This window comes from Natronococcus roseus (assembly GCF_043677095.1).
GTDB lineage: Archaea > Halobacteriota > Halobacteria > Halobacteriales > Natrialbaceae > Natronococcus > Natronococcus roseus.
In genome coordinates, this window is the sequence record NZ_JBHLJR010000005.1 from 81,400 (window position 1) to 94,758 (window position 13,359).

18 protein-coding genes and 1 tRNA gene are annotated in these 13,359 nt (G+C 66.6%); 13 read left to right on the top strand and 6 right to left on the bottom strand.

All coding sequences use genetic code 11. From position 1 onward, the window contains the following. Positions 1 to 119 precede the first annotated feature (119 nt). The 4 genes from ACFEMD_RS14445 (at position 120) to ACFEMD_RS14460 (ending at position 1,822) form a co-directional block, all read left to right on the top strand. Positions 120 to 190 (top strand) — tRNA-Gly (locus ACFEMD_RS14445). 360 nt (positions 191 to 550) lie between these two features. Further along, positions 551 to 877, top strand: coding sequence for a DUF5789 family protein (locus ACFEMD_RS14450; RefSeq protein ID WP_394741750.1), 327 nt, complete (start codon positions 551 to 553; stop codon positions 875 to 877). A 177-nt stretch (positions 878 to 1,054) separates the two neighbouring features. Further along, positions 1,055 to 1,408, top strand: coding sequence for a HalOD1 output domain-containing protein (locus ACFEMD_RS14455; RefSeq protein WP_394741751.1), 354 nt, complete (start codon positions 1,055 to 1,057; stop codon positions 1,406 to 1,408). 102 nt (positions 1,409 to 1,510) lie between these two features. Beyond that, entirely contained in the window at positions 1,511 to 1,822 is a 312-nt protein-coding gene (locus ACFEMD_RS14460) for an MTH1187 family thiamine-binding protein (RefSeq protein WP_394741752.1), read from the top strand. A gap of 5 nt (positions 1,823 to 1,827) precedes the next feature. On the opposite strand, the gene ACFEMD_RS14465 is transcribed toward ACFEMD_RS14460, so the two are convergent. Then, positions 1,828 to 2,268 (bottom strand): universal stress protein, encoded by a 441-nt coding sequence (locus ACFEMD_RS14465; protein ID WP_394741753.1) that lies wholly within the window; start codon positions 2,266 to 2,268, stop codon positions 1,828 to 1,830. Between the two features lie 102 nt (positions 2,269 to 2,370). On the opposite strand from ACFEMD_RS14465, the gene ACFEMD_RS14470 reads away from it, so the two are divergent. From ACFEMD_RS14470 to ACFEMD_RS14480, 3 genes are all read left to right on the top strand, one after another. Next, positions 2,371 to 2,577, top strand: a complete 207-nt coding sequence (locus ACFEMD_RS14470) for a heavy-metal-associated domain-containing protein (RefSeq protein ID WP_394741755.1) — start codon at positions 2,371 to 2,373, stop codon at positions 2,575 to 2,577. 104 nt (positions 2,578 to 2,681) lie between these two features. Next, positions 2,682 to 3,614 carry a methenyltetrahydromethanopterin cyclohydrolase gene (mch, locus tag ACFEMD_RS14475; protein WP_394741758.1) on the top strand — a complete coding sequence of 311 codons (933 nt, stop codon included), beginning with the start codon at positions 2,682 to 2,684 and terminating at the stop codon, positions 3,612 to 3,614. A gap of 62 nt (positions 3,615 to 3,676) precedes the next feature. Continuing rightward, complete coding sequence (locus ACFEMD_RS14480; RefSeq protein WP_394741759.1) at positions 3,677 to 4,357, top strand: HAD family hydrolase; 681 nt, start codon at positions 3,677 to 3,679, stop codon at positions 4,355 to 4,357. Positions 4,358 to 4,390: 33 nt separating this feature from the next. On the opposite strand, the gene ACFEMD_RS14485 is transcribed toward ACFEMD_RS14480, so the two are convergent. Further along, positions 4,391 to 5,992: a GTPBP1 family GTP-binding protein gene (locus ACFEMD_RS14485; RefSeq protein WP_394741760.1), complete on the bottom strand. Its 1,602-nt coding sequence runs from the start codon at positions 5,990 to 5,992 to the stop codon at positions 4,391 to 4,393. 259 nt (positions 5,993 to 6,251) lie between these two features. Between ACFEMD_RS14485 and ACFEMD_RS14490 the strand changes: the two genes are divergently transcribed. Next, positions 6,252 to 6,401 (top strand): DUF7503 family protein, encoded by a 150-nt coding sequence (locus tag ACFEMD_RS14490; RefSeq protein ID WP_169331751.1) that lies wholly within the window; start codon positions 6,252 to 6,254, stop codon positions 6,399 to 6,401. 7 nt (positions 6,402 to 6,408) lie between these two features. On the opposite strand, the gene ACFEMD_RS14495 is transcribed toward ACFEMD_RS14490, so the two are convergent. Next, positions 6,409 to 8,478, bottom strand: a complete 2,070-nt coding sequence (locus ACFEMD_RS14495) for a hypothetical protein (protein WP_394741761.1) — start codon at positions 8,476 to 8,478, stop codon at positions 6,409 to 6,411. Next, complete coding sequence (locus ACFEMD_RS14500; RefSeq protein WP_394741762.1) at positions 8,475 to 9,698, bottom strand: DUF7504 family protein; 1,224 nt, start codon at positions 9,696 to 9,698, stop codon at positions 8,475 to 8,477. Before ACFEMD_RS14500 ends, ACFEMD_RS14495 begins: the two co-directional genes overlap by 4 nt. A gap of 187 nt (positions 9,699 to 9,885) precedes the next feature. Here ACFEMD_RS14500 and ACFEMD_RS14505 point away from each other — a divergent pair, with 187 nt between their 5' ends. From ACFEMD_RS14505 to ACFEMD_RS14515, 3 genes are all read left to right on the top strand, one after another. Beyond that, positions 9,886 to 10,299: a DUF7344 domain-containing protein gene (locus tag ACFEMD_RS14505; protein WP_394741764.1), complete on the top strand. Its 414-nt coding sequence runs from the start codon at positions 9,886 to 9,888 to the stop codon at positions 10,297 to 10,299. A gap of 87 nt (positions 10,300 to 10,386) precedes the next feature. Continuing rightward, complete coding sequence (locus ACFEMD_RS14510) at positions 10,387 to 10,566, top strand: hypothetical protein (RefSeq protein ID WP_394741765.1); 180 nt, start codon at positions 10,387 to 10,389, stop codon at positions 10,564 to 10,566. A 19-nt stretch (positions 10,567 to 10,585) separates the two neighbouring features. After that, a complete protein-coding gene (locus ACFEMD_RS14515) occupies positions 10,586 to 10,861 on the top strand; it encodes a hypothetical protein (protein ID WP_394741767.1) in 276 nt (91 codons plus the stop codon). 3 nt (positions 10,862 to 10,864) lie between these two features. Here ACFEMD_RS14515 and pyrF read toward each other — a convergent pair whose 3' ends face one another. Continuing rightward, the gene (gene pyrF / locus ACFEMD_RS14520) at positions 10,865 to 11,668 is read right to left on the bottom strand and encodes an orotidine-5'-phosphate decarboxylase (protein ID WP_394741769.1); all 804 of its coding nucleotides are present in this window, start codon (positions 11,666 to 11,668) and stop codon (positions 10,865 to 10,867) included. Between the two features lie 175 nt (positions 11,669 to 11,843). Here pyrF and ACFEMD_RS14525 point away from each other — a divergent pair, with 175 nt between their 5' ends. Beyond that, on the top strand, positions 11,844 to 12,410 hold the full coding sequence (locus ACFEMD_RS14525) for a DoxX family protein (RefSeq protein WP_394741770.1): 567 nt from the start codon (positions 11,844 to 11,846) through the stop codon (positions 12,408 to 12,410). Positions 12,411 to 12,425: 15 nt separating this feature from the next. Here ACFEMD_RS14525 and ACFEMD_RS14530 read toward each other — a convergent pair whose 3' ends face one another. Next, complete coding sequence (locus ACFEMD_RS14530; protein ID WP_394741771.1) at positions 12,426 to 12,845, bottom strand: VOC family protein; 420 nt, start codon at positions 12,843 to 12,845, stop codon at positions 12,426 to 12,428. Between the two features lie 85 nt (positions 12,846 to 12,930). On the opposite strand from ACFEMD_RS14530, the gene ACFEMD_RS14535 reads away from it, so the two are divergent. Then, positions 12,931 to 13,299: a methylglyoxal synthase gene (locus tag ACFEMD_RS14535; protein ID WP_394741772.1), complete on the top strand. Its 369-nt coding sequence runs from the start codon at positions 12,931 to 12,933 to the stop codon at positions 13,297 to 13,299. The last annotated feature ends 60 nt before the right edge of the window (positions 13,300 to 13,359 follow it).

Genomic DNA, 13,359 nt, shown 5'->3' on the forward strand with positions numbered 1-13,359 from the left:
CCTGACGAAGTGACGGTGTCGGCTATCGGGTGGGGTCGGGCGAACGGTCAGATCCGGGCTCGAGTCGAGCGATTCGTAACCCTTATCAATTCACTCGAGAGACGTAAAACTGTAACAGGGCGCTGGTAGTGTAGTGGTATCACGTGACCTTGCCATGGTCACAACCTGGGTTCAAATCCCAGCCAGCGCATTTCTGTCGCGAACAAAATCGTGAGCGACAGCAATCGAATCTGGATTTGAACGAGAGAAGTCGCAGCGCCGAGCGAAGCGAGGCGACCGTCTTCGCGTTGTTCAAATCCCAGCCAGCACACGGCTTCCAGAAACGCCTCGAGAACTCCGAGACCCGATCCCTCGAGAACCCCGCGCTTTCACGACCGAGTCCTCCGTTCCGAGTTTTTGGAAACCGTTCGTCCTCGAGTCGCACGGTTCGACGGCGAGTTGCCAACCGTCGATTGGCGCGAGTAACTCGAGATGAACCGCAGTCGCGCTCCCTGCCGACGTGAAACCACTGGCCGGCTTTAAGTTGGTTCGCGGCGGCGTCGAACCCGGGATGATCGGACCAGACGACGAGCGAACGAGAGAGCTGGGTGTCGAGTTCGGACCGCTCGCTCGCGAACTCGAGGAGCATCAGTATCCGGCGACGAGCGACGAACTGGTCGAGCGTTACGGCGACGCGGTACTGGAGCTCCCGAACGGCGAGCAGACGCTGCGCGAGCTGTTCGAGCTGGTCCCCGACGAGCGATTCGAGTCCGCCGCGGACGCGCGGGTCGCCGTCTTCAACACCGTCGGCGATCGGGCGATCGGACGGAAGGGGTACAGCGACCGAACCCCGCCGGCGCTGGGCGAGCGCGAGGAGTGGCCCCACGAGTCGTTCTGACCTGGAGTCGGGCGATGCGAGTGCGGTCGTCGAGCGCATCCGATCACGGCGTATCGGCGTCGCCCGTCGAAGCGATCAACGCCCGCGACTGTCGGTTCCGAGAAGCGTTTCCGACGGCGAGTAGCTTTTATACTCCGGGACGATACCACCACCGAACAGCCGAACGAACAGGTTCCCATGCAAACCGAGTCCACATCAAGAGACGAGAGCGACGAACTCCGGTACGAACAGGGCGAGGACCGCTATGTCTTCCACTACGACGAAGACGACACGGCGACGCTGACCGCGACGATCGTCCACGCGCTCGCGTCGATCGCGGACACGGACGTCTCCCAGGGGGAGTTCTCGCTGTACGACAGTATCGATCCCGACGCCCTCGATCGGATCTTCCGGCCGAAGGCCGACGGCACCGAGCGCACCAGCGGCCACATCGCCTTCACGGCCCTCGAGCACGAGGTGTACGTCTACGCCAACGGCGACATCGTCATCTACCCGCCCGCCGAAACCCGTCGGCCGGGACCCCGTCGATAACCTCTCCTCGAGTTCGTCGGCTGTTTTTCTCGAGCCCGAGAGTGCGTCGAGCGTCGTCTGCAGGGATCGGATTTACGGACGGCAGTCTGGACAGTGTCGAGTATGACCGTCGTTGCACTACTCAGCGTCGCACCGGTAACCGAAGACAGTATGGCCGACGAAGTGGCGAAGGCCGTCGAGGCCCTCGAGGAGTACGACGTCGGCTACGAGACGAACCCGATGGGGACGGTGATCGAGGCCGACTCGACCGACGAACTGTTCGCGGCCGCCCAGGCCGCTCACGAGGCCGTCGACGGCGATCGGGTGAGCACCGTGTTGAAGATCGACGACAAGCGAACCCGCGACGCCGCCGCCTCGGAGAAGGTCGAGGCCGTCGAGAAGGCCCTCGGCCGTTCGGCCTCGAGCGACCGATAGTACGGTCAGGTCGGAACGACCATCACCGGGCGGTTCGTCTCGAGTAGCACCGACTGGGCGACGCTTCCGAACACCGCCTTGCCGACGGGCGATCGACGGCGAGCGCCGAGTACGAGCAGGTCCGCGTCGAAGCGCTCGGCCGCGTCGAGGATCGACGGCTCGGGACGGCCGGTCGCCGCGTGGACGTCGGTCTCGATCCCCGCCTCCCGCAGCGCCGTAGCGATTCTCGAGACCGTCTCCGGGAGCCCATCGAGGTCCACCAACCCTTCCTCGAGCGTGCCGACGGCGACGTCGTCGACGTTCTCGGCCGAGAAGTCGAGTTCCTCTCGCGCGTGGAGTACGTCGACGGCAACCGATTCGTCCCCCGCAGCCAGCTCGCGGACGGCCTCGAGCTGTTCGTCGACCCGGTCGTCGTCGCCGTCGACCGGAACCAGAACCGTGTACATGCTCGAACCGACTGCGGGAACGCATATCAAACCACGAGTCGGTGGCTGGTACCCGGCCGACCAATGCGGAAGACCGAACTGTCCCGAGTCGCGATCGGGAGTATGGAACAGACGACCATCGACGTACGCGGGATGTCCTGTAGCGGCTGCGAGGAGAACGTCACCGACGCCCTCGAGGCGCTCGAGGGCGTGTCGTCGGCCACCGCGAACCACGAGGCCAACGAGGTTCGCGTCGAACACGACGAGGGAACGACCGTCGACGCGATCGGGAGCGCGATCGAGGACGCGGGGTACGAGGCTGACGCCTGAGACGGTCCGTCGTAACGACAGACAGCAGCCGGTGTGGATTCCCGCGACGACGGTCGAGGGACCGAACTGACAAACTGTTTTACGCCAGACGCTAGAGGAAGGGTATGGAGAGTCTCAACCGGATGGCGATCGAGCTGGTCGACGAAGCCCTCGACTACGCCGAGGAGCTGAACATCGGCGGGTTCGACCTCGAGAACGAGGCGACCGTGCTCGACTTCGGCGTCGAGTTCGACGGCGGAGTCGAAGCCGGATTGCTGCTGACGGAGATCCAGACCGCGGGGATGGCCACGCCGAGCCATCTGCTGGGCGAGGTCGACGGCACGTCGATTCCCTACGTGGAGCTGACGACCGATCAGCCGGCACTCGCGCTTCTGTGTTCGCAGAAGGCCGGCTGGGAGCTCGCGACCGAGGACTTCGAGGGACTCGGGAGCGGACCCGCACGCGCACTCGTCGCGCGCGAAGAGGAGTTTCGAAAGGTTGGGTATACGGACGCGTTCGATCTGACCGCGCTGGCCGTCGAGAGCGACGAGCTGCCGCCGGCGTCGGCCGCAGAACAGGTCGCGGAGCTCGCGGAGGTCGAACCGAGCAGCGTCTTCCTGCTGGCCTACCGGACGGCGAGTCTCGCGGGAAGTATTACGTCGGCCGCTCGTGCGGCCGAGCTCGCGACCTACCGACTGACGGAGCTCGGCTACGACCCGAACGATATCGTCTCCGCGACGGGGCGAGCGCCGGTCGCGCCGATCGCGGGCGACGAACAGACCGCGATCGCCCGGACGAACGACGCGCTGGCCTACGGCGGCCGGGCCCACCTGACGGTCCGGAAGGACGACGACGTCTTCGACTCGATTCCCTCGACCGCCGCTGACGCACACGGCCGTCCGTTCGCCGAGGTGTTCGACGACCTCGACTGGCAGTTCGAGGAGGTTCCCGCGGATCTGTTCGCGCCCGCGGCGGTCACCGTCGACGTACTCGGCGGACCGACCTACAGCCACGGCGAGACTGACGAGGAGCTCCTCGCGGAGTCGTTCGGCCTGTAGGCCGGTCCGAGGGTCACCGGCGATCGACCGATTTTTCTTCCGATCGCACCTTCCGACGATCGATGAGCGATTCGATCGACACCGTTCTTTTCGATCTCGACGACACCCTCTGTCGGTATCGTCGCGGCGCCGACGAGGTGCTCGAGCTCGCGTTCGAGCGGGCGGGCGTCGGCCCCGTCTTCGAGCCGGCGACCTACTACGATCGGTACCGGGAGTACTTGGAACGGACCGACGGCTTCGCCGACTTCCACGAGCGGTGTTTCGGCGATCTGGCCGTCGAGGCGGGCCACGATCGCGCGGACGGCGTCGCGGTCGCCCGCGAGTTCCGCGAGGAACGCGACCAGCGCAACGTCGAGGCGCTCCCGGGGGCGACCGCGACGCTGGAGGCGCTGGCCGACGAGTACAGGCTGGGGCTGATTACGAACGGGCTGTCAGCGATGCAACGACAGAAACTCGAGGCGACCGGGCTCGATCGCGCGTTCGAGACGACCGTGTTCGCGGGGGAGGACACCGCGCCGAAACCCGATCCCGAGCCGTTCTCGGTCGCCCTCGACGAACTCGACTCGAGCCCGGAGCGGGCGGTGTACATCGGGAACTCCCTCTCGTCCGACGTCGCCGGCGCTCGAGCCGCGGGGCTCGATTCGGTGTGGGTTCCTCGAGGAACGAAAACGACGAATCCGGAGCCACGGCCGAGCTACGTTCTCGAGTCGGTGGCCGAGCTGCAGTCCCCGCCCTGGCGGTAGCGCCGTTGCTGCTTGCGACCGGCAGGGAACCGATTAGTCGGCCGGGCGGACGTCGGTGACGGTACCGACGCCCTTGCTTCGTCCCTCCCGGAAGACGAACTTCTGGCCCTCCTCGATCAGGTACGGACGGAACTTGAACCGGACCGTGGTTTCGCCGGTGTCGCCCGGCAGCAGCCGTCCGTTCTCGGGCGAGAAGGAGGCGGCCTCGCCGATCGTCTCGAGGTGGACGACCGGTTCGTAGCCGTCGCCGATCCTGGTGGGGTGGTTCAACACCATCACTTCGGCCTCGAACTCGCGGACGGGTTCGGGGTCGGCCTCGCGGGGGAGCAACACCATTCCGCGCTCGATCGCGCTCTCCTTGACGCCCTTGAGCGCGATCCCGACGATCCGGCCGGCGCTGGCCTGGTCGACTCGGTGGTAGTGCATCTCGATCGAGCGGACCTCCACCTCCTGGAAGCGCCCGTCGGGCATCGGCCCGAGCAGGAGTTCGTCGCCGGCCTCGACCTCGCCGGACATGACGGTGCCAGACGCCACGGCGCCGACGCCGGTAACGGAGTAACTCCGGTCGACGTACATCCGGAACTCCCCGGCGTCCTGGGAGGTCTTCGGCAGTCGGTCGAACAGCTCGTCGAGCGTGTCGAGCCCGTCCATCGTGATCGCGCTGGTCGTCACGATCGGGACGACGCGCTCGCTGATCTCCTCTACGGCGGCGTCGACGCCGTGGCGAGCGACCCGCAGCGGCGACTTGTCGACGTCCCGGAGGAGGCGTTCGACCTCGCGTTCGACCTCCTCGCACCGCTCGTCGGAGACGGCGTCGGTCTTCGTGATCGCAACGATCGTCGGGAGCTCCGTCGCCAGCAGGACGCCGAGATGTTCGCGAGTCGTCTGGGTCGGCCCGTCGTCGGCGGCGACGACGAGTAGCCCGTAGTCGAGTTTCTGGCCGACGAGCCCGCGGATCGTCGTTCGCAGCCAGGGCTCGTGCCCGACGGTGTCGACGAACGAGACGAGCCGATCGGCCTCCTCGACGACCTTCGCGCGGTCGGCCTTGCGATCGGGGTTGCGAACCCGGACCGGACCGTCGGCGTCGAAGCCGTAGACGGCGTAGGAGAGATCCGCCGAGAGCCCGCGTTCGACCTCGTGGGGCTGGACGTCGAGGTACGCTCGGGTCGCCCCGTCGCCGTCGTCCGCGGTGCCGGTGACGAGCGACCCGACCAGCGTGCTCTTGCCGTGGTCGACGTGGCCGGCGGTTCCGACGACGAGGTGTTCGTCGTCGGTCTCGAGGATCGATCCGTCCCGGACCTGCGCGACGCCGACGAGTCCCCCCTCGACGCCCCAGGTCTGGACGTCGTCGATGTGGGCGTCGGCCTCCTCGGCGAGCAGGGAGAGGACGTCCATCGACTCCGAGAAGGTGTCGTGGTCGATGCCGGCGAGCCCGCCGTCGTCGGTGACGCCGACGACGTACGTCGCCTCGCCGTCACCCGACAGCAGGCGGTGTCGAAGCTGTGCGGCCAGACTCTCCCGGCGTCCGCCCTCGAGGTGGACGTCCCGGAGGAGCCGTTCCTTGAACTCGACGCTTCCGCCGTCCTGTTCGCCACGGTCCAGGGCCCGTTCGAGGAGGACCCGGTCACGGCTCATAGGTGGGGGTAGCTGGCGAGCCGATAAAAACTTCCCGGCGGAGAGACGTGTTAGCACGGGACTCTGTTGGTCGACGGGCGGCGCGGCCGACGGCGGGCCCGTTTCGTCGGTCACAATGGCTGATTAACTCCGCCCGCGGGTCGGTAACAGTCGTCTACTCTCGATCGAGCGTGCGACCGGTTCCGGAACAACGACTTTCGAGCCGGGCATAGTTAACCGACTAATAGCTATTCCTCGTGAAGCGGTATCGTTCGACGCGATGTCCTCGAACAACGACACGTTACGAACGTTCCTCGCGGAGCACCCACGACTGATCGGCGCCCTGTTCGCGGCCTGTCTCCTGCTCTCGCAGGTCGGAACGGCCGCGGCGGACGTCGGAATCGCCGGCAACGGCGGCGGCACCTGGTAGGCCGTCCTTACTCGACGAACCGATCGTCCGTCGACCAGTACCATTCTTCGTCCCAGCGAACCGGGATCTCCGCAAGCCTGAGAAACCGCGAGAGCGCCCCATTGGAGACCACTATCGGCGGGAGTTCGGTGCCCGCGAGGAAGTGTCGGTCGACGCCGTCGATGTAGGGGACGTACTGGGCGCCGGGTCCGCTATCGACGTGGTGAAGCTCGAGTCGAAGCCGGCGCTCGCCGTCCCCGATCGGTTCGACTCGGGCGGTATTCGGGACCCCACTGCCGGCCTGACCGACGGTAACGCTCCCGTCGCCGACGACGGTGTACTGGTTGCCGACGAGGCGCTGACTGCGGGCGATCGAGGTCGCGTCCCGGATCGAGAACCCGTTGTTCAACAGCCGCGCGACGAGCCGGCCGACGGCGATCGCGTCCCGGTTGCCGACGTCGCTGAGCGTGACGACGCCGCCGACGCCGCCCCGTTCGATCACGCGAACGCCGACGTCGTAGGAGCGACAGCCGTTGATCAGGAAGGCGTCGACGCCGACGTCGGCCAGCGCTCGCGCCTCGAGCGGGCCGTCCGAACAGACGAACGCGCCGTCCTCGACGTGGCCGACGTAGTGGAGGAAGTCGATCTCAGCCGCGAACAGCTCCCGGAGCTCCTCGGCGGAGACGGATCTGTGTACCGTCACTTCGAACGGGAGCTTCTCGCGCTCCCCGTAGAGGGTGCCATCGGTCGTATCGAACTCCGCGGCCATCTCGGGGTCGTTGCAGACGATCGCTACCTCGACGGCGTCGCCCGGGGACGAGCGCTCGAGCCCGTTCTCGAAGGCGCTTCGCAGGAGCTTGGTCGCGCCGATCGGGACGCCCTCGCCCAGCCACGCCTGGCCGAAGGCGTCGGTCGACGGCGGGGAGACGTACGAAAACTCCGCCCCGCGGTCGACTCCCGCGCGAGAGCGCGTGAACTCGTCTATCGCGAGTGCCGTGGGCCGGGTCGGGTCGGTCCCGGATCGATCTTCGGGTGCCGGTCGCACGATCGATAGCACATCGGCGAGGTAGGGCAGCACGGTCGCGTTCCCCGGCTCGGCCGTCGCGTGCGTAACGAGGTTCCACCGCGGCAGGAGGTCCGCGAGCGAGTCGTACGGAATCGAGAGGACGGGTTCGAGCCGATCGGCGAGATCGGCCTCGTACAGCTCGCCGAGCGCGAGGTCGAACCGCTCCTCGAACCGGTCGCGCTCGTGGAGGTCGACCCGATAGAGCCCCTCCGTTCGAGCCACGCAGTCGACGAAGAACACCTGCTTGAGCGCGCGTTCGATCGATCTGACGACTGCGTCGGTCGTTTTCCCGAGCGCATAGACGAATCCGTCCTCGGTTTCGATCCGCGGGTCCGTTCCGGTTTCGACCGTCGCCGCGAGGTAGTACGCAAGCGGGCTGGCGGCGTAGATCGCCGACCGATCCGGGGGGACGACGAGGCGGACGCCGGAGTCGGGCGCTTCGGCCGCCGACGGAATTCGAACCGCCGATCCCAGCTCCAGTCGGGGCGGGTGGCCCCGAAGCGACGGCAGCGAGCGATCGCAGCTGTGGGTCTTCAACGCCGAGCCGAACGTCGAGACGGCACGCGCCAGGTCCGCCGGCTCGGCCGTCGTCGTAACCGTGGCGGCGGGACGTTCATGTCGCGACCGCGCCCCGAGACGCACCGTCGTCGACTCGCCGAAGTCGAACGCCAGCCGGTCGTCGGCCGACGCGATCGTCACCGAGCTTCGGACGCGCACGTAGAGCTGGATCGGGGCCATCAGCTCGAGGACGTACTCGTCCTCGGGGAGCCGTTCGTAGGCACAGGAGTCGGTCTCGAGCAACATCTCGCCGGTCGGGTCGCGGACGTACACGGGGACGACGTACGGAAAGACCAGTTCGGAAGTCGTCAGCTCGACGGCGCCGTCGACGGGACGGGAGAATCCGGAGGGTTCGATCGACCGGGGCGAGACCGGGTCGTCGGTTCGGAACGGACACTGTCTGTTCTCGATCGGATCGACGACGGTGAGCCCGGCGCCGTCGTCGAACGGCTGGAACCTCGGATCGGCGGTCATCGCTCGCCGGATCGGGCGAGTCCGATCCAGTCGGTCGTATACCCGCTTTCGTGGAGGTGCCAGCGCTGCTGGGGACCGCAGTCGCCGACGCGAAGTTCGACGGTTGCGTCGAACAGCGATTCGAGGGCGTCGACGAGGGGCTCGTCGCGGTCGACCGGTAACACGTAGTGACCGAGTCCCGAGACGTCCCGGACCGCCTCGCAGATCGGCTCGAGGAGGGCGACGGTGCCGTCGGTTCCGCGCTCGTCGAGCATCGGCCGCAGCGAGTCGATACAGAGCCGGAGGTCCCCGGGTTCGCAGAGGGGTGTCTCGGTTCCGAACGCGCGGATCCGTGCGTCGACCGTCGCCTCGAGTTCGTCGAGATCGGCGGGTTCGTCGACGACGGCGACCGCGTCGGTGACGGGCGCTCCCGCCGACGCGACCGAACGTGCGGTCATCGCGTAGTCGACGATCTGTGCCGACGCGATATCGCTCGGCGCCAGCCGATCGGAGACGACCCGTCGGTCGCGATCGAGCAGCGCGAAGAGGTGACGGCGGTGTCGGTCGGGATCGCCGAGGAGGTTCGCGCTGGCGACGTCGACGAGGTCGTCGGGGACGCCCCCGGCGATCAGCACGTTCCCGCCCGTTCGCTTCAGCCGTCCGAGCGTGGAGCCGACGCTGACCGTCCCACCGGGGTCGACGACGACGTCGTGGCCGAGCACCGAGAACAAGACCGTCGCGCCGGGGCGCGAGATCCCGTTCTCCCGCTGCTGGCTGAGGCGTGCCAGTGCGTCCGGATCGATCACGTCTTCGATCGCCGTCCGTACTCGGTCCCGGTCCCGGCCGGATCGACTCGCGATGGCCGACGCGATGCGTACTGCGACGGCTCGCTCGCCGGGTTCCGCGACGATCGAGACGTGAGTCCACTCGTCGATGGCGGAGACGTCGGTCTCGTCCGGGTTCGTGAGTTCGATCACTCCGTCGGCGGTCGCCCGAATCCGACGGTTCGCGTACCGGAAGACGACGGTCGGCCACGGACTGTCCGGATCGTCGGCTTCGAGCAGTCGGTCGAGCGCGTCGACGTCTACCGTCTCGTTCAGCGGCGGCAACTCGAGGGGGGACCGATCGGTTCCGTCCGCGACCCGTTCGACGATCGAGATACTCGGACGAGACTGGATCCCGGCGGCTGTTTCGTCTCTCCCGTCAACTCCGGCGTTGTTCCGGGATCGGTCGTTCGTCATCCGTCACGGGGTACGACGGTCGCTTAGGAAAAACTCGCGGATGTTATGCAGAATCTGAGAATAAGATCAATATGAAAATAGACAAATTTATTTAATTTTCCCAGATAGTTTTTGTATTGATTTCGTACGTTGTGGCGTAGCAGCTCTCTAGCAAGTTTATTAACGTCGATCGAGACCGTACAGATATATGGTCGACTATCGCTCGGAAGACGGAGAGGACCACGGTACGACGGCCGAATCGAGCGTCGAACTACCCACCGTCGGCGAGCAACGGTCGTCGATGGACGAGTTTCTCTCCCTTCTCAGTAACCGACGGCGCCGCGACATGCTCTACTATCTTTCCGAGACGGAGGTCGCAAGCATCGAGTCGCTGGCGACGACGATCGCCGCCCGGGAGGCGTCGGTTCCCGCCGAGCGAGTTTCGGTCGACGACCGCGAGTCGGTGCTGATCGACCTCTACCACGTCCACCTGCCGAAGCTGGCAGACCGGCGACTGATCGAGTACGACCGACGGAGCGGGACCGTCAGACGGTCGGCACCCAGCGACGAACTCGAGGCGCTGCTCGAGCGCTGCTACGAACTCGAGATCGGAAGCGCGTGATCGACGGTCGCCGTCCGCCGGGACCGGATCGATCGAGCGGGCGTTGCCGGGTTCCCTTTCAAGCCGCTCGAGCCCGTACCGTTCGGTATGAGCATCAGTGGCCTCTGCCAGATCTGTGAGTCGAAACCGGCTCAGGAGCGGTGTGCCAACTGCGGGACGCTCGCCTGCGAGCAACACTACGAGCCGGGACCGGGGCTGTGTGCCGACTGCGTGGCCCAGGGCCAGCCCGACCGTCAGTCCGACGACGTCGACGTCCACCGGTTCTGAGACGGATGGGTGACCGTCGATGACGTCGATCCGCGATCTGCTGGGCGAGTCGCTCGCCGTCGGCGAGCGGTTCCGTCTCGAGCTCGAGCGGCGAGACGGAACCCTCGTCGCCACCCACCCCTCCGACGCCAGCCCGATGGACGTCGCCGTCGTCGAGGGGCTGGAGAAACTCGAGGAGCGACCGCCTCGAGAGCCCGTCGAGGTCGAAATCGTCGGCCGGGTCGTCGACAGCATGGTCGCCGGACGGATCGTCTCGCCGACCTGCGAGGATGACGCCGACGAGCGGACGGCGTAGAAATTACGTGTCGCGGTACCGGTTCAGCCGCTTCTTGAGCCGTTTTGCCGCCTGTCCGCTGGCGTTGGCAAAGTCTTCGCCACGATCCTCGCCCGCGAAGATGATTCCGCGCGAGGAGTTGACCAGCCCGACGCCGTCGGCGAGTCCGTACTCCACGGCCGCCTCGGCGTCGCCGCCCTGGGCGCCGATTCCCGGCACGAGAAATGGAAGATCGGGAACCTGCTCGCGAAGTTCCTCGAGCTCTTCGGGTTTGGTCGCACCCACCACGAGGCCGACGTTGTCGTTCTCGTTCCAGAGGTCCGCGAGCGCGGCCACGCGCTCGTAGACGGCCTCGCCGCTCGCGAGCTCGAGGTCCTGGAGGTCCTCCCCGCCCGGGTTCGACGTGCGACAGAGGACGAACACGCCCGCCTCCTCGTCGGCCAGAAACGGCTGGAGCGAGTCCCGACCCATGTAGGGGTTCACGGTGATTGCGTCCGCGTGCTCGAGCAACTCGGCGTACTGCCGGGTCGTGTTTCCGATGTCGGCTCGCTTGGCGTCGAGCAGGACGGGAACGCCCTTTCCGTGGGCGTAGGCGATCGTCTCCTCTAAGGCGCGCCAGCCGTCGGGATCCTCGTAGAACGCCGCGTTCGGTTTGAACACGGCCGCGTGCTCGTGCGTGGCGTCGATGATCCGCCGGTTGAACGCCCACCGCGGGAGGTCGTGTTCGGCGAGGTGATCGGGAATTCTCGAGGGGTCGGGATCGAGCCCGACCGAGACGACGCTGTCGACCGTTCGGATGCGGTCGCGCAGGCGATCGAAGAAGTTCATGCCCGAACGTGGGTCGGGTCGGTCGAAAAGATTGCCATCCTCGAGAGCGATCGCCGAGAAAGGATCGCCGGGCGAAAACAACTCTAAACTTTCAGTGGATTTCCCCGGCCGTGAGAATTGAGTTCCCGATATATGATGGTGGGTGGTCTACGGTAAACTGTAAAGGTGACCGACAATGTCCACGACAACTCGAAACCGGCTCGAAAGCCGATACGGGGGGATCGACCTCGTCGGCGAACCCCACGCGCTTAGCGCGTGGTTCGTCGTCGCACTACGGGCCGTCATGGGGGGAATGATGCTGTTCGCCGGGCTGGGGAAGTTCGCGTTCGTCAGCGGCGAAGCGTTCGACGCGAGCGGCTTCCTGGTCCAGGGCGTCGACCCCGCAAGTCCCGTCAGCGGGCTGTACGCCGCGATGGCGGGCAACGCGATGTTGCTCGAGGTTATCAACGTCGTCGTCCCGGTCACGCAGGTACTGATCGGCGTGGCGCTGATCGCGGGCGCGTTCGTCCGGCTGGCCGCCCTGGGGGGAGCCATCCAGATGAGCATGTTCTACCTCGGCGGCTGGGAGGGCGCCTGGCTCGCAGCGTTCGACTACACGCTAATCTACGCCGTCGTCTTCCTGGCTATCGCGGCCTTCGGCGCCGGCCGGATCCTCGGCCTGGACCGCTACATCGCGCGGATCCAGGTCGGCGGCGAGGCGCTCGTCGAGCGCTTCCCCAAGCTCCGGTACGTCCTGAGCTGAACTCCTCTTCTGCCGTTACGTTTCCAGTACTTCGACGAGGTTTCCCTCCGGATCCCGCAGAAAACAGATCGACGTCCCGCTCGCGGTGGTCCGGGGCTCGCTGATCGTCGGCACGTCCTCGGGCAGGTCGGCGTAGAACGCCTCGAGGTCCCCGACTGCGAGCCCGACGTGGGTCGCGCCGGGCTCGTTGAGCTCCGGCGTCGGTCGGGGGTCGGCTTCGGGGTCGTACTCGACGAGCTCGAGGCGGACGCCGTTCGCGTCGAGGTGGACGAAGTCGGCGCCCGCGCCGTCGACGCCGACGGCGTCGGCAAAGGCCTCGCCCTCGACCGAGAACCGGTCGAGTACCTCGAATCCGAGGGCGTCGCGGTAGAACGGGAGCGTCTCCTCGAGGTCGTCGACGGTGATACCGACGTGGTGTGCGTCGAGAGCTGTCATGGTCGAGAGTCCTGGGACCCGCTGACAAAAGCGCTTCCGTTCCCGCCGCACCTAGGATTATCTGGCTCTACGAGAAGGGAGATGTATGACGCGCGTCGCGCTCATCGCCCACGACGAAAAGAAGTCGGATCTGATCGAGTTCGCACAGACCCACGAGGACCAGCTCCGGGAGTACGAGCTGATGGCGACCGGGACGACCGGAAAGCGCCTGATGGAGGAAACCGACCTCGAGATCGAGCGCAAGCAGTCGGGACCGCTCGGCGGCGACCTGATGATCGGCTCGGAGGTCGCCGAGGGCAGGCTCGACGGGATCGTCTTCCTGCGCGATCCGCTTCGTGCCCAGCCCCACGAGCCCGACATCTCTGCGCTGTTGCGGATCTGTGACGTCCACGACACGGCGATCGCGACGAACCTCACCTCGGCGGAGTTCCTCATCGAGGGGCTCGCCGGGTAGCTGCGGCCGATTCCGGTCGACCAGGGCCGAACGTCCGCGGACTGGATCGCCCCCAGGCTG

Coding starts and splice junctions, on each gene's coding strand:
- ACFEMD_RS14450 (WP_394741750.1), top strand. CDS start 551: ATGATCGGACCAGACGACGAGCGAACGAGAGAGCTGGGTGTCGAGTTC.
- ACFEMD_RS14455 (WP_394741751.1), top strand. CDS start 1,055: ATGCAAACCGAGTCCACATCAAGAGACGAGAGCGACGAACTCCGGTAC.
- ACFEMD_RS14460 (WP_394741752.1), top strand. CDS start 1,511: ATGACCGTCGTTGCACTACTCAGCGTCGCACCGGTAACCGAAGACAGT.
- ACFEMD_RS14465 (WP_394741753.1), bottom strand. CDS start 2,268: ATGTACACGGTTCTGGTTCCGGTCGACGGCGACGACGACCGGGTCGAC.
- ACFEMD_RS14470 (WP_394741755.1), top strand. CDS start 2,371: ATGGAACAGACGACCATCGACGTACGCGGGATGTCCTGTAGCGGCTGC.
- mch (WP_394741758.1), top strand. CDS start 2,682: ATGGAGAGTCTCAACCGGATGGCGATCGAGCTGGTCGACGAAGCCCTC.
- ACFEMD_RS14480 (WP_394741759.1), top strand. CDS start 3,677: ATGAGCGATTCGATCGACACCGTTCTTTTCGATCTCGACGACACCCTC.
- ACFEMD_RS14485 (WP_394741760.1), bottom strand. CDS start 5,992: ATGAGCCGTGACCGGGTCCTCCTCGAACGGGCCCTGGACCGTGGCGAA.
- ACFEMD_RS14490 (WP_169331751.1), top strand. CDS start 6,252: ATGTCCTCGAACAACGACACGTTACGAACGTTCCTCGCGGAGCACCCA.
- ACFEMD_RS14495 (WP_394741761.1), bottom strand. CDS start 8,478: ATGACCGCCGATCCGAGGTTCCAGCCGTTCGACGACGGCGCCGGGCTC.
- ACFEMD_RS14500 (WP_394741762.1), bottom strand. CDS start 9,698: ATGACGAACGACCGATCCCGGAACAACGCCGGAGTTGACGGGAGAGAC.
- ACFEMD_RS14505 (WP_394741764.1), top strand. CDS start 9,886: ATGGTCGACTATCGCTCGGAAGACGGAGAGGACCACGGTACGACGGCC.
- ACFEMD_RS14510 (WP_394741765.1), top strand. CDS start 10,387: ATGAGCATCAGTGGCCTCTGCCAGATCTGTGAGTCGAAACCGGCTCAG.
- ACFEMD_RS14515 (WP_394741767.1), top strand. CDS start 10,586: ATGACGTCGATCCGCGATCTGCTGGGCGAGTCGCTCGCCGTCGGCGAG.
- pyrF (WP_394741769.1), bottom strand. CDS start 11,668: ATGAACTTCTTCGATCGCCTGCGCGACCGCATCCGAACGGTCGACAGC.
- ACFEMD_RS14525 (WP_394741770.1), top strand. CDS start 11,844: ATGTCCACGACAACTCGAAACCGGCTCGAAAGCCGATACGGGGGGATC.
- ACFEMD_RS14530 (WP_394741771.1), bottom strand. CDS start 12,845: ATGACAGCTCTCGACGCACACCACGTCGGTATCACCGTCGACGACCTC.
- ACFEMD_RS14535 (WP_394741772.1), top strand. CDS start 12,931: ATGACGCGCGTCGCGCTCATCGCCCACGACGAAAAGAAGTCGGATCTG.